Genomic DNA, 19,483 nt, shown 5'->3' on the forward strand with positions numbered 1-19,483 from the left:
GGTCCGATTGAACCTTTCCCCTGCGTCACCCGACCCATGGACAGCGCCCCCGTTTCAACCAAAGGAGATGTCCCGATGCGCCCCCTGACCCTCAAAGCCGCCTGTCTTGCCCTTGTCGCCCTCATGCCTGCCGCCGCGCCGGCGCAATCCCTGATCCAGTTGGAGGGGATCCAGTTGATGCCCGATGCCGTTCCCGGACTTGCCGGACAGCAGGGGATCAGCGTCCAGCCCGGTGTGCTGGCCGTGCAATGCCCCGCGCCCGCCATCCGGTCCTTTGCCGCGCGGCGGATCGGCGGGGGGCTGATCCGGATCGAGGCCGAGATCGCCAATATCGGCGGCGCGCCCTACCGCTCGCGCGACGGGCAGCAGCTTGTCACGCTGATGAATGCCAGCGGCGCGCCCATTGGCTATCGCGGCTTCGTCACCCTCGACCCCGGCGAAAGCTTTGTCTTTGCCACCGAGCGCAGCTGGAACCCCGGTCACGAGTTCCAGGAAGGCTTCGGCGTCGAGATCAGCTATGAGCCCGACATCCTGCGTGACGCCAACCCGCAAAACGACGATTGCCGGATGGGCGACAACCGCGCCAGCCTCGGCCCCGCCGAGATCAACGCGCTGTTCAACTGAGATCAAACATCCTCCTGACAGAATGCTGTCAGGAGGGGTATGTCAAACCTGTGTCATTCGATATGTCTCAACATGAAGGAATGACAATCATGACCCATGCACCCGAACATGCCGTTGTCTGGTCCGAAATCCCGGTCTCGGACCTGGACAAGGGAATGAAATTCTACGCCGCGATCACCGGCATGGCGTTGGAGAAGGAGACCTCGGGCGAGGAGGTTTTCGCCAATTTCAAGCCCGCCGACCCGATGAAGGGCGTCGCGGGACACCTCTACCGGGGCAAGCCCGCGGGCGATGGCAGCGGCCCCACCATCCACCTGGCCGCTGAAGGCACGTCGGAGGAGATGATGGAGCGGGTGAAACAGGCGGGCGGCACCGTGGTCTCGCCGATCATCCAGATCCCGCCGGGGCGTTTCTTCTACGCCACCGATCCCGATGGCAATTCCATCGGCCTCTTCGAGGTCGCCTGAAGGATGCGCCGGGCCGACCGCCTGTTTCGGATCGTGCAGATGATGCGCGGCGGGCGGTTGGTCACGGCAGACAAGCTGGCCGAAAAGCTGGAGGTCAGCACCCGCACCATCTACCGCGATATTGCCGACCTCATGGCCAGCGGTGTGCCGGTCGACGGCGAGGCGGGTGTGGGTTACGTGATGGAGGAAGGCTATGACCTGCCGCCGCTGATGTTCACGCGGGACGAGATCGTGGCGCTGGTCGCCGGGGCCCGCCTGATCCGGGCCTTTGGCGGCGCGGATATGGCGCGCGGCGCCGAGGAGGCGCTGGTCAAGATCGGCGCGGTCCTGCCCGAGGCCGAGCGGTTGCGCGCGGGGCAGGTGCCGGTCCACGCCATCGGGCCGCGCATGACCGACGATCTGCGGGTGAGGATCGACCGGGTCGAGGCGGCCGCGGATGCGGGCCAGCGCCTGATGCTGGATTACACGGATGAAAAGGGCGCGCGGACGGATCGGGTGATCCGGCCCCTGGGGCTGTGGTTCTGGGGCTCGGTCTGGACCGTGGTGGGCTGGTGCGAGCTGCGCGAGGATTTCCGCATGTTCCGGCTGGATCGGATTCAGGGAATGCAAGAAGGTGCCTCTTTCAAACCCGAAAGAGGCAAGAAATTGCAGGATTTCTATAGGCTTATGGAAGAGAGGCACGGGGCCGAGCGCGGGCGCTGACGCGCGGATTTCTTGCCCTTGAGCGGATTTTGGACTAGCTCTGCGCCAAACGCGGTATGCGACAGTATGCGGACCGGATGTCAGGCATTGGTAGGAGAGAGTCGGATGAGCAAGCGGATTGACAAGCACGGGCTGCAGGTGGCTGCGGACCTGGCGGACTTCATCGAGACCCGCGCGCTGCCCGGAACCGGCGTGGAGGCGGATGCGTTCTGGACCGGGTTTGCGCAGATCGTGCATGACCTTGGGCCGAAGAACCGGGCGCTGCTGGAAAAACGCGAGGATCTGCAGGAGAAGATCGACGCCTGGCACATCGCCAATCGTGACGGGCCGCATGACCGGAAAGCCTATAAGGCGTTCCTGGAGGAGATCGGCTATCTGGTGCCCGAGGGCGAGGATTTCACCATCGACACCGCCAATATCGACCCCGAGATCGCGCGCGTTCCCGGCCCGCAACTGGTCGTGCCGGTGATGAACGCGCGCTATGCGCTGAATGCGGCCAATGCGCGGTGGGGCAGTCTCTATGACGCGTTCTATGGCACCGATGCGCTTGGCAGCCGGCCCGAGGGCAAGGGCTATGAGCGGGGGCGCGGCGCGCGGGTGGTGGCGCAGGCCCGCGTCCTGCTGGACACGCATTTCCCGATCAAGGGCGCGAGCCATGCCGATATCCGCCGCTACGAGGTGGTCGATGGCGCGCTGGTGATGGATGGGCACCCGTTGGTGAGCCCTGAGAAATTCGTCGGCCATAGCGGCTCGGCGCGGTGTCCCGACGCGGTGGTGCTGGTCAATCACGGGCTGCATGTGGAGCTGGTCTTTGACGGCAACCATTATATCGGCCGCTATGACCGCGCCAACATGGCCGATATCCGGATCGAGGCCGCGATGACCGCGATCATGGATTTCGAGGATAGCGTCGCCGCCGTCGATGCCGAGGACAAGGTGGCGTGCTACGCCAACTGGCTGGGGCTGATGCAGGGCGATCTGAGCGAGGAGGTCGAGAAGGGCGGCAAGAGGTTCACGCGCGCGTTGAACCCTGACAAGACCTATACCGGGCCGGATGGCAAGGCGGTCACGCTGAAGGGGCGGGCGCTCCTCTGGGTGCGCAATGTCGGTCATTTGATGACCAACCCCGCGATCCTGGACCGCGATGGGGCCGAGGTCTTCGAGGGGCTGATGGATGCGATGGTGACGACGCTGATCGCCATGCACGATTTGCAGCGCGAGGGCGGCAATTCGCTGCACGGCTCGGTCTATGTGGTCAAGCCGAAGATGCACGGGCCGGAAGAGGTGGCCTTTGCGGATGAGATTTTCGACCGGGTGGAAGAGGTGCTCGGCCTGCCGCGCCATACCGTGAAACTGGGCATCATGGATGAGGAGCGGCGCACGACCGTCAACCTCAAGGAATGTATCCGCGCCGCGAAAAGCCGCGTCGCCTTCATCAATACCGGGTTTCTCGACCGCACCGGGGACGAGATCCATACCTCCATGGAGGCGGGGCCGTTCAGCCGCAAGGAGTTCATCAAGCGCAAGGGCTGGATCGCGGCCTATGAGGCGCAGAATGTCGATGTCGGGCTGGAATGCGGGCTTCAGGGCCGCGCGCAGATCGGCAAGGGCATGTGGGCCATCCCCGACCAGATGGCCGCGATGCTGGAACAGAAGATCGAGCATCCGCGCGCCGGGGCCAATTGCGCCTGGGTGCCGTCGCCCACGGCGGCCACGCTGCACGCGCTGCATTACCACCAGGTCGATGTCTTCGCGCGGCAAGATGCGATCAGGGCGGGCGGCAAGCGCGCCTTTGTCGAGCATATCCTTGATATTCCGCTGGCGAATTACCGCGCCTGGAGCGAGGCGCAGATCATCGCCGAGGTCGAGAACAACGCGCAAGGGATCCTGGGCTATGTCGTGCGCTGGATCGACCAGGGCGTCGGCTGTTCCAAGGTGCCCGACATCAACGATGTCGGCCTGATGGAGGACCGCGCGACCTGCCGCATCTCGGCGCAGCACATCGCCAACTGGATGCATCACGGCGTCATCGACGAGGGCCGGGTGATGGAGGCGATGCAGAAGATGGCCGCCGTGGTGGACAAGCAGAACGCGGGCGATGCCGCTTACCTGCCGATGGCACCGGGGTTCGACGGGATCGCCTTCCAGGCGGCCTGTGACCTCGTGTTCAAGGGGCGGGTGCAGCCCTCGGGCTATACCGAGCCGGTGCTGCATCGGCGCAGGCTGGAACTGAAGGCGTCACAATAGTCGGCGCGCCTGGCCTCGCGGTCGGGATTTCAGGTATTTTGATCGTTTCAGGGTCGAGCTGCATCGGTTTTCTCTGCCTCCCGCGCATTGCGCTTGAACGCGAAAACCGATCCCCCTTTTCGACCGGACCCTGAAACGCTCGAAACGAAGACGATGGGGGCAGGTGCGGGTCTGCCCCTTTTTTTCGTTGAAACTGCTTCAACGGCGTGGGCGGTTTCCGTTGGGTCAGGTTCGTGAGTATTTGTGCCAAGAAGATGATGGATCCGCGTGGCGGCCCCTCTCGGGGCGGTGGCGCGTTAACCTTAATGGGGGGTGAACGGGATGATTACGCTGGACCAGGCACGGGGGATCGTGGCGGGGGCGCGCGCGAAGGGCCGCGAGATGGGGCTGAAGCCGCTGAGTGTCGCGGTGCTGGATGCGGGCGGGCATCTTCTGGCCTTCGAGCGCGAGGATGGGGCCGCGCCGGGGCGCTTCGAGATCGCGCGGGGCAAGGCCTATGGCGCGGTCATGCTGGGGATGCCGGGATCGGTGCAGATGGCGCGGGCCGAGGAACAGGGCTATTTCATCGCGGCGGTGAATGGCGCGCTTGGCGGCAAGATGATCCCGGTGCCGGGGGGCGTACTGGTCAAGGACGCGGATGGCGCGGTGGTCGGCGCGGTCGGCGTGACCGGCGACAGCTCGGAGAATGACGCGGCGGCGGCGCTGGCGGGGATCGGTCTGGCGGGGTATGCGGGCGCCGCCTGAAGGCGGGCGCATCTGGTCAGGCGGGACCGGGCCTTGTATAGCTTTGAAACCCGGAAGCAAATGAGGTTTCGATGGCGCGCCCCCTGATCGGTATTATCGGCAACCAGTATCTGCTCAACGACCAGTATCCGACCCATGCGGGCGGGCAGATGAACTCGGAAGCGATTGCCGAGGTCTCGGATTGTGTGCCCCTCGTGATCCCCGCCGATCCGCGCTACGCCAGCACGGGCGAGCTCTTGGAAACCTTCGACGGGTTCCTCTTCACCGGCGGCCGGCCCAATGTCCACCCCGAGGAATATGGCGAGGACGAGACCGAGGCGCATGGCGCGTTCGACCGGAGCCGCGATGCCGTCAGCCTGCCGCTGGTGCGCGCCTGTGTCGAGCGGGGGCAGCCCTTCCTGGGCATTTGCCGGGGGTTCCAGGAGGTCAATGTCGCGATGGGCGGCTCGCTCTACCCCGAGATCCGCGACCTGCCGGGGCGGATGAACCACCGGATGCCGCCCGATGGTACGCTGGAGGAGAAGTTTGCCCTGCGCCATATCGTCAAGTTCTCGGACGGCGGGCCGTTTCACCGCCTGATGGGCGCGCGCGAGGTGATGACCAACACGCTGCACGGGCAAGGCATCAAGACGCCTGGCGCGCGGGTGGTGATTGATGGCCATGCCGAGGATGGCACGCCCGAGGCGGTCTATATCGCGGATGCGCCGGGATTTACGCTGTCGGTGCAGTGGCACCCGGAATATCGCGCGGCGCAGGATCCGGTCTCGCGGCCCCTGTTCAAGGGCTTGGGGCAGGCGGCGCGGGCCTGGGCGGATGGGCGCCGCGCGCTGTCGGTGCGGGATGTAGCCTAACGGTTTGGCGTCAGGTCTTTTGATGCCAGAAGCGCGGCGGCACCGATCATCAGCGCGCCGCAGATCCGGTTGATCATCCCGAGCGAGAGACGCTTGAGCAGGGTTACCGCGCGGCTGCCGGTCCAGCCCCAGAGGATCAGGATCGCCCCGTCCACGACCAGGTAGGTCAGGCCGAGGATCAGCAGTTGCGGCAGAACGGGGCGCGCGGGGTCGATGAATTGCGGGAAGAGCGCGCCGAAGAAGACCACCGCGAAGGGATTGGCCATCGAGGTGATGAAACCCTGCCGGAAGAGGCGTGTGCCCGCACTGGCGGGGTCCGGGGGGCGCTCTGCGCGCAGGATCAGTTGCAGCCCGATCCAGGCCAGGTAGGCGACGCCGAGCCATTTGATCCACAGGAAGGCGCTGGCCGAACCGGCGATGATCGCGGCGAGGCCGAAGGCGGCGGCGGTCATCTGCAGCATATTGGCGCTGAGGTCGCCCGCGACGGTCAAGAGGCTGCGGCCAAGCCCGTGGCGGATGCTGTTCGAGATGATCAGAAGCTGGCTGCTGTCGGGTGGCGTGGCGAAGAAGACCGCCACCGCGGCGAGATAGATCAAATATGTGTCGAGGGGCATGGGGGTGGACCGCCTTTCACGCCCGAGCCTAGGGCGCGCGGGCGATTTGCGTCAAGGGACAGGCGGGCTCAGTCCTCCGGCGCGATCAGGCGAATCTCTCCGGCCTCCTCCTGCGCGCGGATGGCGGTGACGACCTCGGCCATCGCGGCCTCGCCCTCGGCGCCGCGGATGGTGCCGCGCGCCTCGGCGTCTTCGCGCAATTGTTCGGCCATGCGCTTGGACATGTTCTCCAGCAGGAACTCGACCGCGACGGGGGCGGCCTGCATCGCGGCGGCCAGCGCCAGCACGGTGGTCTCGGGATCGACGGCGCGCATGACGCGGGGCACGTCCTTGGCCTCGACCCGTTTGGGGATGTGTTCGAAGGTGAAGATGGCGCGGCGGACATGGCCCGCGAAGACCTCATCGCGCGTATCCAGCCCGTCCAGCACCTTTTCGCGGGTGGTCGCGGTGGCGGCATTCAGGATCGCGCCGACGCGGTCCGCCGGGTTGCCGTCGAAGGCGGGGGCGGATCTGGCGCTCAATTCGCCGAGCAGCTGGTCGCCGACGCGGGCGATGGTGGCGGGATCGACCGCGCCGGTCAGCGAGACCGCATGGGCCACGATATGGGCGCGATCCTCGGGCAGGTCGGAGAGCAGGGCGGCGGCCTTCGAGACCGGCAGCTTGGCCAGCAGGATGGCGCAGATCTCGGCGCTTTCGCGGGTGACGAGGGGGCGGAGCTGGTCGGTCTCCATCCCCGCCAGCTTGCGCCAGGGATCGGGCGGGCCTTCGGCCTCGGCGCGGTCGGTCAGGCGCTGGCGGGTGTCCTGCGACAGGTGATCGCCGATCATCTCCAGCGCGCCGGCCATGTCGCCCGGAAAGGTCAGGCCGAGATTGTCCAGCCTCTGCGCGAATTCCTGCGCCACGGCGGCCAGGGTGCGCCGGTCGACGGGCGCGAGGCTTGCCATGCGTTCGACCAGCCGTTCCTGTTGCCGGGGACTGAGCCCGGTCAGGCGCGGCGCGGCCCCTTCCGAGATCAGGAGCCGCACGATCACGGCGGCCTTTTCGGCATTGGTCAAGTGCCGGACGGGCAGCGCCGTGCCCTCCCGGTCCATCAATTCCTGCGTCAGCCCCATCGTGCTGCACCCCCACATCTCTCGTATTACCCCATGGATCAGCATCGGGAGCGCGGGTTAAGGGGGGGTTTCCCGCCGCGGGCCGAATGCGGCGGGTTTGGTTCAAATTTTGCGCGGATGCGCGCGGATCTAGAGCCCCGCGCCCTCGTCGGCCCCGATCATCAGGTTGAGGTTCTGCACGGCGGTGCCGGACGCGCCCTTGCCGAGATTGTCCAGCGTCGCGGTCAGGGTCCAGATGCCGGCCGTGTCGTCGCCATGGACCGAGATCAGCATCCGGTTCGACCCGTTCACGGCCTGCGGATCGAGGCGGTCGGGGGCAGGCGTCACCTCGACAAAGCGGGCCTCGGCATAGAAGGCGCGCATCGCCTCCTCGAGGGTGTCGCGGGTGGCATCGCCGTTCACGCCCGCGCGGTGCAGGTGCAGTTGCACCACCATGCCTTGCGCGAAATTGCCGACGGCGGGCTGGAAGGCGGGCTGCACGGTGAGGGTGGCGTAGCGCATGATTTCCGGCACATGCTTGTGGCTCTGGCCCAGGGCGTAGAGGAAATGGGCGGGCGCGGTGCCTGCGTCATATTCGGCGATCAGGGCCTTGCCTCCGCCGGTATAGCCCGACACGCCGGTCAGGGTCGCGGCGTATTCGGGCGGCAGGATACCGGCATCGCGCAGGGGCCGGATCAGCGCGATCGAGCCGGTGGCGTAGCAGCCGACATTGGCAACGCGCGTGGCACCCGCGATGGCCTCGCGTTGCCCTGGCAGTTCGGGCATCCCGTAGGTCCAGCCGGGCGCGATCCGATGCGCGGTGGAGGCGTCGATGATGCGCGTGTCGCCCGCAAGCGTCACCGCCTCGCGCGCGGCGTCATCGGGCAGGCAGAGGATGGCGATGTCGGCCTGCGCGAAGGCCTCGGCGCGGGCGTCGGCGTCCTTGCGGCGCGCCGGATCGACCGAGATGAGGTCCACATCCGCGCGCCCATCCAGCCGCTCGCGGATTTGCAGGCCGGTGGTGCCGGCCTCGCCGTCGATGAATAGCTTGGCCACCATGGCAGGAGGCTCCTTTGTCAGTGAAAATCCGGGGAGGGCGCAGGCAGGGGTCAGGCGCGTCGTCGACGACGCGCTGTCAGGCGGAGCGAGTGATCAAGACCGGTCGGCATGGCATATTCCGTTGAGCCCCGTTGCGCAGGGGTCCGGCACTGCCCTAGCAGGTTGGGCGCGCCTTGGCAATTCCGCGCGCGGGGCGCAGCGCTCGGTCGACCGAGCGCGGGTGCGGTCCGAGGCAGGGTCGCAAGGCCCGCAAGGCGCGGCGCATCCCGGTCCGGTTTGCGTCACCCCGCGCCGAACACCCGCGCGAAGATCGTGTCGACATGTTTGGTGTGATAGCCGAGGTCGAACTTCTCGTTGATCTCGTCTTCCGACAGCGCCGCGCGCACCTCCTCGTCGGCCAGCAATTCCTCGCGAAAGTCAGTGCGGTGATCCCAGACCTTCATCGCGTTCCTCTGTACCAGCCGATAGGCATCCTCGCGGCTGACACCGGCCTGCGTCAGCGCCAGCAGGACGCGCTGCGACATCACCAGGCCCGGAAACTTGTTCATGTTTTCCAGCATGTTATCCGGATAGACCAGCAGCTTTTCGATCACGCCGGTCAGCCGCGACAGGGCGAAATCCAGCGTGATCGTGGTGTCGGGGCCGATATTGCGCTCGACCGAGGAATGGGAGATGTCGCGCTCGTGCCAGAGGGCCACGTTCTCCATCGCCGGGATCACCGCCATGCGCACCAGCCGCGCCAGCCCGGTCAGGTTCTCCGTCAGCACCGGGTTCTTCTTGTGCGGCATGGCGGAGGAGCCCTTTTGCCCCATCGAGAAGAACTCGGCCGCCTCCAGCACCTCGGTGCGCTGCATGTGACGGATCTCGGTGGCGATGTTCTCGATGCTGCTGGCGATCACGCCCAAAGTGGCGAAGAAGGCGGCGTGGCGGTCGCGGGGGATGACTTGCGTGGAGATCGGCTCGGGCTCAAGGCCGAGCTTCTCGCAGACATGGGTTTCGACCGCAGGGTCGATATTGGCGAAGGTGCCGACCGCGCCGGAAATCGCGCCGGTCGCCACCTCGGCGCGGGCGCTGCGCATCCGGGTCAGGTTACGGTCCATCTCGGCGTAGAAGCGGGCGAAGGTCAGCCCCATCGTGGTCGGTTCGGCATGGATGCCGTGCGACCGCCCGATGCGGATGGTCATCTTGTGTTCCATCGCGCGGGTCTTGAGCGCGGCGAGAAGCCCCTCCAGATCGGCAATGAGGATGTCGGCGGCGCGCACAAGCTGGACGTTGAAACAGGTGTCCAGCACGTCCGAGGAGGTCATGCCCTGATGCACGAAGCGCGCCTCGTCGGCTCCGACATGTTCCGCCAGATGGGTCAGGAAGGCGATCACGTCATGCTTGGTCACGGCCTCGATCTCGTCGATCCGGGCCGTGTCGAACTCCACATCGCGCGCCTTCCACACGGCGTCGGCGTTTTCACGCGGGATCACGCCCAGATCGGCCATCGCGTCGCAGGCATGGGCCTCGATCTCGTACCAGATGCGGAACTTGGTCTCGGGCGACCAGATCTTGACCATCTCGGGGCGGGAATATCGGGGGATCATATCGGCGCTGCCTTGCTCTTGTGAGGGGGTTCGCGCCCTCTTACGGTGGGGTCGGGGGGATCACAAGGATGCGGTATGTCGCGGGAATGAAACTCTTGGCTGTCTTGATGATCTGGCTGGCGGCGGCGGGCGCGGCGCGGGCGGACTGGGTGCAGTTCACGCGCGATGACGCGATCACGGCGGCGTTGAGCGAGGTCGAGATCCTCTATGACAGCGGCGCGTCGCAGCGGTTCCATGCCTCGGGCCGGACCTTCTACGACGATGCGCGGCCCAGTTGGGGCTATTGGCGCGCCGAGGGCGGGCAATATTGCAGCCAATGGCCGCCCTCGGATCACTGGGCCTGCTACGACCTTTTCACGGATGGGACCGGCGCGTTGCGCTTTGCCGGGTCGGCGGGGGACGCCTATATCGGCAGGCCGGTCGCCCCGTGAAGCTGGCTGATTTCAGAGGGCGATGGCGGCTGACCCGCCGGATCGACGATGCCCGCGCAGGCGTGGTGGGGCGGCTTGACGGGCAGGCCCTGTTCACGGTGGAGGCGCAGGGGTTGGTCCTGACCGAGACCGGCCTCTTGCGCTATGGCGATGGCCCCCCGATGCGGGCCGAGCGGCGCTATCTGTGGCGGGCGGAGGGGCGGGGGATCGCGGTTTTCTTCGACGATGGCCGACCATTTCACTGGTTCTCGGGCGCGGCGACAAAGGCCACGCATGACTGCCCGCCGGACCTCTACCGGGTGCGTTACGATTTCTCCGGCTGGCCAGACTGGCGCGCCATTTGGCACGTCACCGGCCCGCGCAAGGCGTTTGAGATGGTCAGCCACTATGCCCCCGATGCGCGGGACTCCACGCAAGTGTAGGAATGACACTTGAGGTTGAGTGGACACTCGCCTAGGCTGACCCCATCGCCATTTGACCCATCCAACAGCAGAGATTTTTCATGACCCGCATTCGTCTTGCCCTCAGCGCCGCCGCCCTCATGCTCACGCCTATCGGCGCCCTCGCGCAGGACGGGCTTCAATGGGGCGCGACGACCGAACTTGCCGCCGACCCGTTCCAATCCATCATCGTGCTGGCCCATGGCGTGCCCGAAACCGACAATGTGCAATTCCTCGCCCAATGCCAGATCGGCGCGGGCGGTCCCTACGCAGTGGTCCAGATCGCCGCCGATACCGCCGGGTTGCAGAACGGCGCCGCGACGATGCTGTCCTTCACCGACGGGGCGGGGGCCGGAACCTCGGTCGAGGGCAGTATCATCGGGGTGGGGGCCGAGGTCGGCATCACCGGCGTCGAGATGGCGGTGGACCTGGGCAATGGCCTGTTCAACCTGATGCGGGTGCGCGACGTGTTGAGCTATGCGATCCCCGAAGGCCAGGGCGCGGAGATCGTGACGGCGGGCGTGGCCGAGCCGCTCAACCGGTTCCTGACCGCCTGCGCCGATCCCGCCCTGGGGGCCGCGCCGCAGCCCGGCGATGGCGTGACCTGCGACGCGGTGCAGGGCATGGCCTCGCTCAATGGCGAGGTCGGCCAGCGCATCACCTTCACCAATGGCACGGACGGATCGCGCGGGCTGATCTGGATGGATTACACCGGCAGCCCGGTCGAGATCGGATCGCTCAACCCCGGCGAGGCGATCACCGTCGACACCTACCTGACGCATCCCTGGATGATCACGGACGGGCCGGGCAACTGTCTTGAGGCGATGCTGCCGCAGGCGGGGCAGGAGAGCTATGCCATCACCGCGCCGAACCGGAATTTCGGCAACGAATAGGGGCGCTCAGCCCCCTTTCATCAGCCGGTCGGCCTTCTTGCGCACCAGCACCGAGCGCAAATCGTGCATCGCCAGCAGCAGCCGGTCGGTCACATCCTCCAGATCCTCGTCGCTGGCGCGGCTCTGCGCCCAATGGGTGGTCAGGTTGAGGTAATCGACCGCGCGGTGGATGTCGTCGAGGTCGCGCTCGGCCAGCACCTCGCGGCGCTCCGTGATCCATTCTGTGATGACGACCTTTTCCTCATCCGTCAGGACGTGGTCGCCATGCGCCCGCACATTGCCGTTCTTGACGTTGATCGCGGCCAGTTCCGTCATCTCGATCCGGCGCTGGCGGTTCTGGGTGTCGACCCGGAAAAGCGCCGCGCCGTTCTCGCGGATGCGGAAGTAGTATTCTGGCAAGTCTGACATCTGCGCGCCTCGGGCTTTCGGTTTCCCGGTAATCTAAATCGTTTGAGGCTCCGATGGAAATAGTGGATCGTTTTTCGCGTTCGGCCCTGCACGGGACGAGGCAGAGAAAACCCATATATCTTGAACCTGAAACGATTGAGACCGCGCGCGGGCAGGTCAAAGACGTTCAGACCCGCCGCGCCACGATCAGGTGGCCGGGGGGCGATTTCGGGTAATTGCCGGTCTCAATGATCTCGAACCCGGCGGCTGTCACGGCGCGGTCCAGCCGGGCGGGCGAGAGGAAATGCACCTTTGGTGCGCGACCCGCAAGCCGCATCGCGCCGACCACCGGGCGCAGGAGCCCGAAAAGCCCGGTCAGGCAGGGCGTCTTGGAGATGAAAAGCCCGCCGGGTTTGACCAGATCGCGGATCCGCGCGATGTCGCGTTCCGGGTCGGGCAGGAGGTGGATCAGGTTGAACCCCGCGACCACGTCGAAGGGACCGGCGGGCAAGCTGCCCTCCAGCGAGGCGGTCAGGTGGGTGATGTTGGTCACGCTTTCCTCGGCCGCGCGGGTCCTGGCGATCGCGATCATGGCGGGCGAGATATCCGTCGCCGTCACCTCGGACACATGGGGTGCCAGCCGCCGCGCGGTGCCGCCCGTTCCGCAGCCCAGTTCCAGCAGGCGGTCGCTACCGGTCAGATGGCTGCGCACGCGGGCCAAACCGGCCTCGTAGGCGGCCATGTTGCCGATCGGGCGTTGGGAATATTTCGGGGCGGCGCGGTCCCAGAATCGGGCAGGGGTCATGGCGGTTTCTCCTTTGGGTGCCGGTCTCCTATCCCGAACGCGCATCAAGGGAAATTGCGCAAACCCATATTCATGATATGCATTCATGCATGGATTGGCGCAGCGTCAGCTATGACTGGAACCAGGTTCGCGCGTTTCTCGCGACGGTCGAGGAGGGCTCGCTTTCGGCTGCCGCCCGCGCGCTCGGGCTGACGCAGCCCACCCTTGGGCGGCAGGTGGCGGGGCTGGAGGCAGCCCTTGGCGTGACCCTCTTCGAGCGCATCGGCAAGACGCTGGTGCTGACCGCGCCGGGGATGGAGCTTCTGGAGCAGACCCGCGCCATGGGCGAGGCGGCCTCGCGCCTGTCGCTGGCGGCCACCGGCCAGAGCACGAGCATCGAGGGCCATGTGCGCATCTCGGCCAGCGACAGCTATGCCGCCCATATCCTGCCACCGATCCTGGTCGACCTCGCCCGCCGCGCGCCGGGGATCAACGTGGAGATCGTGGTGTCGAACCAGATCAGCGACCTGCGCCGCCGCGAGGCCGATATCGCCATCCGCCATGTGCGCCCCTCCGAGCCCGAGCTGATCGCGAAACTGATCCGCACGGCCCTTGCCCATTGCTATGCCGCGCCCGCCTATATCCGCCGCGTCGGCGCGCCCGCGTCGCTGTCGGATGTGGCGGGGGCGCAGTTCATCGGCATCGACCAGAGCCCGCGCATGATCGACTATCTCGCCGCGCATGGGCTGCACCTGGCCCCCCGCCAGTTCCGCTATTTCAGCGAGAACACAGCCGTGGCCTGGGAGATGGTCCGGCAGGGCCTTGGCATCGGGCTGGCCTCCGAGGATATCGCGGTGCAAAGCGAGGAGGTGATCCGCGTCCTGCCCGATTTTCCACCCATCCCGGTGCCGATCTGGCTGGTCACGCATCGCGAATTGCACACCAGCGCGCGGATCCGGCTGGTCTTTGATGTGTTGGCGGAGGGGTTGCGGTAGAGGGGGGCGCGGCGATGTGTGGGATGGCGTCGCCCTACATGTGGCGCGCGTGGCGGGCTTTCGGGGTCGAATTGCTGCGCAATCCGACCGATGCGAGGGGCGTTGCCCCTCGCGCTCCCCAGGATATTTTCGGAACAAAGAAGGGGGTGGCCGGTCTAGCCGTTGCGGCGGCTCGTGAACAGGCTCGCCTCCTCCGCCGCGCGCTTGATGGCGCGGGCCTTGTTCTCGGTCTCTTCGAACTCGGCCTCGGGGTCGCTGTCATAGACCACGCCGCCGCCGGCCTGGATATAGAGCGTCTCGTCCTGCACCACCGCCGTGCGCAGCGCGATGCACATGTCCATGTCGCCGCCCGCGCTGAAATAGCCGACGCCGCCGCCGTATACCCCACGCTTTTCCGGCTCCAGCTCGTCGATGATCTCCATCGCGCGGACCTTGGGCGCGCCCGAGACCGTGCCCGCGGGCATGCCCGCAAGCAGCGCCGAGAGGGCGTCGTGATCGTCGGACAGTTCCCCCACCACGTTGGAGACGATATGCATGACATGGCTGTAGCGCTCGACGATGAATTCCTCGGTCGGGCGCACGGTGCCGATCTTCGAGACCCGGCCGGTGTCGTTGCGGCCCAGGTCGAGCAGCATCAGGTGCTCGGCCAGTTCCTTTTCGTCCGAGAGCAGATCGGCCTCCAGCGCGCGGTCCTCCTCGGGCGTGGCGCCGCGCTTGCGGGTGCCCGCGATGGGGCGGATCGTGACCTCGCCGCCGAAGACGCGCACCAGGATCTCGGGGCTGGCACCGACCACCTGGAAGCCGCCGAAATTGAAGAAGAACATGAAGGGCGAGGGGTTGGTGCGCCTGAGCGCGCGGTAGAGGGCGAAGGGCGGCTCGCGGAACTGCTGGCGCCACCGCTGCGAGGGCACCACCTGGAAGATGTCGCCCGCGCGGATGTACGCCTTGGCCTTCTCCACCGCCGCCAGGTAATCGGGCTTGGCGAAGTTGGAGACGGGCGCGCTGACCGGGGCGGCCTCGCCCATTTCGCGCGAGGTGCCGGAGGGTTGGCGCTCCAGGTCGCGCACCGCGTCCATCACCCGTTCGGCGGCCTGCGCATAGGCCGCGCGCGCCGACAGGCCCGACCGGTTCCACGCAGGCGAGACCACCGTCACCTCGCCCTTGACCCCGTCAAGCACCGCGATGACCGAGGGCCGCATCAGCACCGCGTCGGGCAGGCCGAGCGGGTCGGGGTTCATATCGGGCAGATGTTCCACCAGCCGGATCATGTCATAGCCGAGATAACCGAAGAGACCGGCGGCGGCGGCGGGCAGGTCCTCGGGCATGTCGATGGCGGATTCCGCCAAGAGCGACCGGATCGCGGTCAGCGGCGGCTCTTCACACGGCACGAACGCCTCGCGGTCAAAGCGCGCGTCGCGGTTCAACCGGCTCTCGTCGCCCCGGCATTCCCAGATCAGATCGGGCTTCAGGCCGATGATCGAATAGCGCCCGCGCACCTCGCCGCCGGTGACCGATTCGAGGATGAAGCTGTCGCGCCCCGCATCGGCCAGCTTCATCATCACCGAAACCGGCGTGTCCAGATCGGCGGCCAGACGGGTATAGACCAGCTGATTGCGCCCCTCGGCCCATCCGGCCTCGAACCTGTCGAATGCGGGGATCAGCGCCATGATGCCTCAGGGAAACTGCGCGTGGACCGCGTTGATCACGCCCTGATCGAGGCTGATGCCGATCTCGGCCTGCAACGCCTGGCCATAGGCCTCGAAGAGGTCCTGCGCCATCGCCTGCGCGCCTTGCGCCTCGAACACGGCGCGCAGCGCGACGGTATCGGCGGCCCCTTCCGTGCCCGAGTTGATGCTGTCGAGCCGCGCGATCCAGGCCGAGCGGCTGGCCGGGATCACCACCAGGTCGCCCGGACCGTCCAACTGGTAGATCTGCGCCACAAGTGTCGGTGGCGCGTCGGGGATGAAATCGTTGCGGCGGATCAACTCCTCCTGCTGCAACTCCAGGTCCAGATCCTCCAGGCTGCCGCTTGTGGCCAATTGGGTGATCAGCGACTGCGCCCGGCCGGTCAGCCGCTCGCGCAGCTGCGTGTCGCGCCAGGCCTGGGTGACCTCATCCGTGATCTCGTCCAATGGCGGGACGCTGGCCGGGATCACCTCGTCGAGGCGCAACGCGAATTGCCCGCCATCGGACAGCGGCAGCAATTCGGGGAAGTCGGTCTCGGACACGGTCGCGGCGGCCTCGCGGAAATCGTCATAGGCGGCGATGCCGGTATCGGCCCCCTCGCGCCATGTGACGGTGTCCAGGACCATCCCGGTCTCCGCGGCCAGTTCCTCCAGCGTGGCGCCGCTGGCCAGGAGGTCGTCCATCTCCTCGACCATCGCGTCGATGGCGCGCCGCGCGGCGTCCTCGGCCAGTTCGTCGCGCAGGTCGTCCTGCGCTTCCTCGAAGGTGATTTCGCTTGCGTCCAGCACCGCGTTGACGCGGTAGAGGGCGGGGCCGAATGCACTTTCCAGCGGGCCGAAGATCTCACGCTCGGTATCGGCGAAGATCACCTCCGCGGCGGCATCCGAGATGTCATCGGCGCTGACCTCGCCCAGGTCGATATCCTCCAGCGTCAGGCCGCGTTCGGCGACCAGTATGTCGAAATCGGTTTCCCCGGCTTCCAGAGCGGCGATGGCGGAATTGGCCTCCTCCTCGCTCGTGAGGACCAGACGTTCCAGCAAGCGGCGCTCGGGCTGCACATATTGTGCGATGCGCTCGTCATAGAGCGCGCGCAGAGCCGTTTCATCCACCGACACGTCATCCATGATCATGTCCGGGGTGATCCAGGCATAGGTGATGGCGCGCGCCTCGGGGCGCTCGAACCGGGCCTGGTTCTCGTCGTAATAGGCCTGCAACTCCTCCTGCGTCGGCGCGGTGAGACCGGTGGCCAGATCGTCTTCGGTGACGCGGGCCAGCGTGAAGCTGCGGGTTTCGGTCTGGTAGGCCAACAGGGGCTCGATAAAGCCCGCTGGCATCTCCAGCCCGCCGACAACACCCGATTGCAGCAGCGAGCGTGAAATATCCTCGCGCACGGTTTCCTCAAATTCCTCGGTGGTGAAACCCTGCTGCTGCAACAGGAATTCATAGCCCGAGCGGTCGAAGGCGCCGCCCGGTCCCTGGAAGGCGGTGGTGTTGCGGATCTGGCGCGCGACCTCCTCGTCGCCGACCGAGACGCCCATCGCCTCGGCCTCATGCGTAAGGGCGGCGCGCGCGACCAGCCCGTCCAGCACCGCGCGGTCCAGCCCTGCCGCGCGCATTGCCGAGAGCGAGGTAAACTGCCCGCCCTCGGCGGCCTGGGCGCGCAGTTCGGCCTGCAAGGCGCGGGCATATTGCCGCGCGCTGATCGGGGCGGTGCCGACCCGGCCCACCTCGACCGCGCTGGTGCCGAAACTGCCGATGCCAAAGCCCGCCAGCCCGACCATCAGAAGGGCCAGGATGATCCAGACGATGATGTCCGAGGCTTTCTTGCCCGCGCGTTTCGCCATGGCGGTATTCTCCCTGTTATCCGCGCCCGTTGAGGCGCAGGTTTAGGGGCTTGGCGCAGGGGGGGCAAGGGGGCCTATGACGTGAGGTCTGACAATCGCGCGGCCAACTGCCCCAGCCCCGCCGCATCGGCATTGGCAAAGGCAAGGCGCAGGGTGGTTTCGGCCTGCCCCGATCCGCCCGCCTCGCGCGCGGGGCCGAACATGGTGCCGGGCAGGGCCAGCACGCCTGCCTCGCGCACAAGGCGCCGCGCGACCGCGTCCGAGGCTTGCGCGAAAGGATGGCGGACATAGGCGAAATAGGCGCCGCAGCCCTGCAAGTGCCAATCCGGCAGGCGCTGGAACGCGGCCTCCATCGCGGCGCGGCGGTCGAGGATTTCCAGCCGCTCGCCCGCCAGCCACTCGGTCAGATTGCGCACCCCCCAGAGCGCGCCGATCTGGCCGACCTGGGCGGGGCAGATCGCGACGCAATCGAGGAATTTCTCGGCCTCGCGCAGCCGCGCCCCGCTGGCGATGATCGCGCCGACGCGGTGGCCGGTCAGGCGGTAGGACTTGGAGAAGGAATAGAGCGTGATGACGGTCTCGTCCCAGTCGGGATCGCTCAGCAGGTCATGCGGGGGCCCGGTGACAGAGTGAAAATCGCGATAGGTCTCATCGACGATCAGCGCAATGCCGCGCCGCCTTGCCAGATCGCGGAAGGCCGCCATGACGGGGGCGGGATATTCGACGCCGCCGGGATTGTTGGGCGTGATCAGCACGATGGCGCGGGTGCGCGCGTGGATCAAGGCCTCGGCGGCCTCCGGGTCGGGGATGAGATCTTCGCCCGTGGCCAGCACCTGCGTCTCGATCCCCGTCATGTCCAGCCACATCTTGTGGTTGAAATACCACGGCGTCGGCAGGATCACGGCATCGCCCGCCTGCGCCAGTGTCGCCATGACGGCGCAGAAGGCCTGGTTGCAGCCCGCTGTTATGGCGACCTGTCCCGCGTCAACCGCACCGCCATAGTCCGCGCTCCATTTCGCCGCCAGTTCCGCGCGCAAGGCGTCCAGCCCCAGGACCGGCCCGTAAAGATGGCTCTCGTCACGCTCCAGCAGCGCCTCGGCCATCGCGCGCCGCAGCCCTTCGGGCGGCGGATCGACGGGGGCGGCCTGGCTGAGATTCATGAGGGGCCGTTCGGCGGAAAACGTCACCCCCTCCAGCCAGCGCCGCGCCTCCATCACCGGCGGTGCGATCGTCTGCCCAAGCAACGGGTTGAGATTGCGCATACCCGTCTCCTTCTTTGTTCCGGAAATATCCCCGCCGGAGGCTGCGCCACAGATGTCAAAAGCGCAAGGCCAGCGATCTTGTCAGACCACTGGCCGCAGGCGCCAATCAAACGGATCGAGCGGCCGCGCAGCGGCCTCCGCTTGGCAACGGATCAGAACGGGATCTCGTCATCCATGTCCTTGCCGCCGCCATAGCCGCCGCCCTGATCACCGCCGCCGCGATCGTCGCCATAGCCGCCACCGCCGCCGCCATAGCCGCCCTGCGATCCGCCGCCGCCACCGCCGCCGCCGCCGTCACCGCGACCGTCCAGCATCACCAGCGTGCCGCCGAAGCCCTGCAGGACGACTTCTGTGGAATACCGGTCCGCGCCGCTTTGATCCTGCCACTTCCGGGTCTGCAACTGGCCCTCGATATAGACCTTGGAGCCCTTGCGGAGATACTGTTCCGCCACCCGCACCAGCCCCTCCTGGAAGATCGCGACCGAATGCCATTCGGTCTTTTCCCGCCGCTCGCCGGTGTTGCGGTCCTTCCACGTCTCCGAGGTCGCGATCCGCAGGTTGCAGACCTTGCCGCCGTTCTGGAAGCTGCGCGTTTCCGGGTCGCGGCCCAGATTTCCGATCAGAATGACCTTGTTGACCGAGCCTGCCATATGCGTATCCCCCGTTTCGATTCTCAATCCAGCATGTTCACGCCGTTAGATCATCCCGGTTTGGTTAAGAAAAGCCGAATCCGAGCCGGAAAAACGTCCCGCGCGGTGGCCTACTGGAAATGA

General features: G+C 66.7%; 20 protein-coding genes. 10 read left to right on the forward strand and 10 right to left on the reverse strand.

Annotated features, from left to right (window positions below; all coding sequences use genetic code 11):
- The first annotated feature begins 75 nt into the window (after nucleotides 1-75).
- The 6 genes from AC13C7_RS12205 (at nucleotide 76) to AC13C7_RS12230 (ending at nucleotide 5,635) form a co-directional block, all read left to right on the forward strand.
- Nucleotides 76-624, forward strand: coding sequence for a hypothetical protein (locus AC13C7_RS12205; protein WP_482867643.1), 549 nt, complete (start codon nucleotides 76-78; stop codon nucleotides 622-624).
- An 89-nt stretch (nucleotides 625-713) separates the two neighbouring features.
- A complete protein-coding gene (locus tag AC13C7_RS12210) occupies nucleotides 714-1,091 on the forward strand; it encodes a VOC family protein (protein ID WP_446118797.1) in 378 nt (125 codons plus the stop codon).
- Between the two features lie 3 nt (nucleotides 1,092-1,094).
- The gene (locus tag AC13C7_RS12215) at nucleotides 1,095-1,793 is read left to right on the forward strand and encodes a helix-turn-helix transcriptional regulator (RefSeq protein WP_446118799.1); all 699 of its coding nucleotides are present in this window, start codon (nucleotides 1,095-1,097) and stop codon (nucleotides 1,791-1,793) included.
- 105 nt (nucleotides 1,794-1,898) lie between these two features.
- Nucleotides 1,899-4,040, forward strand: a complete 2,142-nt coding sequence (locus AC13C7_RS12220) for a malate synthase G (RefSeq protein ID WP_482867644.1) — start codon at nucleotides 1,899-1,901, stop codon at nucleotides 4,038-4,040.
- A 321-nt stretch (nucleotides 4,041-4,361) separates the two neighbouring features.
- Nucleotides 4,362-4,784 carry a GlcG/HbpS family heme-binding protein gene (locus AC13C7_RS12225; RefSeq protein WP_172321613.1) on the forward strand — a complete coding sequence of 141 codons (423 nt, stop codon included), beginning with the start codon at nucleotides 4,362-4,364 and terminating at the stop codon, nucleotides 4,782-4,784.
- Between the two features lie 71 nt (nucleotides 4,785-4,855).
- Nucleotides 4,856-5,635 carry a gamma-glutamyl-gamma-aminobutyrate hydrolase family protein gene (locus tag AC13C7_RS12230; RefSeq protein ID WP_172321614.1) on the forward strand — a complete coding sequence of 260 codons (780 nt, stop codon included), beginning with the start codon at nucleotides 4,856-4,858 and terminating at the stop codon, nucleotides 5,633-5,635.
- Here the strand turns inward: AC13C7_RS12230 and AC13C7_RS12235 are convergent.
- The 4 genes from AC13C7_RS12235 to purB all read right to left on the reverse strand — a co-directional run bounded on the left by AC13C7_RS12235 (nucleotide 5,632) and on the right by purB (nucleotide 9,988).
- Nucleotides 5,632-6,249: a LysE family translocator gene (locus AC13C7_RS12235; protein WP_482867645.1), complete on the reverse strand. Its 618-nt coding sequence runs from the start codon at nucleotides 6,247-6,249 to the stop codon at nucleotides 5,632-5,634. The two genes, AC13C7_RS12230 and AC13C7_RS12235, sit on opposite strands and share 4 nt — an antisense overlap.
- A gap of 68 nt (nucleotides 6,250-6,317) precedes the next feature.
- Nucleotides 6,318-7,361, reverse strand: coding sequence for a FliG C-terminal domain-containing protein (locus tag AC13C7_RS12240; RefSeq protein ID WP_482867646.1), 1,044 nt, complete (start codon nucleotides 7,359-7,361; stop codon nucleotides 6,318-6,320).
- Nucleotides 7,362-7,490: 129 nt separating this feature from the next.
- The gene (argC, locus tag AC13C7_RS12245) at nucleotides 7,491-8,399 is read right to left on the reverse strand and encodes an N-acetyl-gamma-glutamyl-phosphate reductase (protein ID WP_482867647.1); all 909 of its coding nucleotides are present in this window, start codon (nucleotides 8,397-8,399) and stop codon (nucleotides 7,491-7,493) included.
- A gap of 281 nt (nucleotides 8,400-8,680) precedes the next feature.
- Nucleotides 8,681-9,988 (reverse strand): adenylosuccinate lyase, encoded by a 1,308-nt coding sequence (gene purB, locus AC13C7_RS12250; RefSeq protein WP_482867648.1) that lies wholly within the window; start codon nucleotides 9,986-9,988, stop codon nucleotides 8,681-8,683.
- A gap of 86 nt (nucleotides 9,989-10,074) precedes the next feature.
- Between purB and AC13C7_RS12255 the strand changes: the two genes are divergently transcribed.
- The 3 genes from AC13C7_RS12255 (at nucleotide 10,075) to AC13C7_RS12265 (ending at nucleotide 11,752) form a co-directional block, all read left to right on the forward strand.
- Complete coding sequence (locus tag AC13C7_RS12255; RefSeq protein ID WP_482867649.1) at nucleotides 10,075-10,419, forward strand: hypothetical protein; 345 nt, start codon at nucleotides 10,075-10,077, stop codon at nucleotides 10,417-10,419.
- Entirely contained in the window at nucleotides 10,416-10,841 is a 426-nt protein-coding gene (locus AC13C7_RS12260; RefSeq protein ID WP_172321620.1) for a DUF6314 family protein, read from the forward strand. The genes AC13C7_RS12255 and AC13C7_RS12260 overlap by 4 nt, the downstream gene beginning before the upstream one ends.
- 80 nt (nucleotides 10,842-10,921) lie before the next feature.
- Entirely contained in the window at nucleotides 10,922-11,752 is an 831-nt protein-coding gene (locus AC13C7_RS12265) for a VHL beta domain-containing protein (protein WP_482867650.1), read from the forward strand.
- A gap of 6 nt (nucleotides 11,753-11,758) precedes the next feature.
- Here the strand turns inward: AC13C7_RS12265 and AC13C7_RS12270 are convergent, their stop codons facing one another.
- The gene (locus tag AC13C7_RS12270; RefSeq protein WP_482867651.1) at nucleotides 11,759-12,160 is read right to left on the reverse strand and encodes a hypothetical protein; all 402 of its coding nucleotides are present in this window, start codon (nucleotides 12,158-12,160) and stop codon (nucleotides 11,759-11,761) included.
- A gap of 166 nt (nucleotides 12,161-12,326) precedes the next feature.
- On the reverse strand, nucleotides 12,327-12,944 hold the full coding sequence (locus AC13C7_RS12275) for a class I SAM-dependent methyltransferase (protein ID WP_172321623.1): 618 nt from the start codon (nucleotides 12,942-12,944) through the stop codon (nucleotides 12,327-12,329).
- A gap of 89 nt (nucleotides 12,945-13,033) precedes the next feature.
- Between AC13C7_RS12275 and AC13C7_RS12280 the strand changes: the two genes are divergently transcribed.
- Entirely contained in the window at nucleotides 13,034-13,918 is an 885-nt protein-coding gene (locus AC13C7_RS12280) for a LysR family transcriptional regulator (RefSeq protein ID WP_446117183.1), read from the forward strand.
- A gap of 155 nt (nucleotides 13,919-14,073) precedes the next feature.
- Here AC13C7_RS12280 and trpE read toward each other — a convergent pair whose 3' ends face one another.
- The 4 genes from trpE to ssb all read right to left on the reverse strand — a co-directional run bounded on the left by trpE (nucleotide 14,074) and on the right by ssb (nucleotide 19,360).
- Nucleotides 14,074-15,585: an anthranilate synthase component I gene (gene trpE, locus AC13C7_RS12285; protein WP_482867652.1), complete on the reverse strand. Its 1,512-nt coding sequence runs from the start codon at nucleotides 15,583-15,585 to the stop codon at nucleotides 14,074-14,076.
- 6 nt (nucleotides 15,586-15,591) lie between these two features.
- The gene (locus AC13C7_RS12290) at nucleotides 15,592-17,448 is read right to left on the reverse strand and encodes a SurA N-terminal domain-containing protein (RefSeq protein WP_482867653.1); all 1,857 of its coding nucleotides are present in this window, start codon (nucleotides 17,446-17,448) and stop codon (nucleotides 15,592-15,594) included.
- 74 nt (nucleotides 17,449-17,522) lie between these two features.
- Nucleotides 17,523-18,710 (reverse strand): aminotransferase, encoded by a 1,188-nt coding sequence (locus tag AC13C7_RS12295; RefSeq protein WP_482867654.1) that lies wholly within the window; start codon nucleotides 18,708-18,710, stop codon nucleotides 17,523-17,525.
- Between the two features lie 152 nt (nucleotides 18,711-18,862).
- A complete protein-coding gene (gene ssb / locus AC13C7_RS12300; protein ID WP_172321628.1) occupies nucleotides 18,863-19,360 on the reverse strand; it encodes a single-stranded DNA-binding protein in 498 nt (165 codons plus the stop codon).
- Between the last annotated feature and the right edge of the window lie 123 nt (nucleotides 19,361-19,483).

The organism is Alterinioella sp. B-7 (assembly GCF_056857775.1).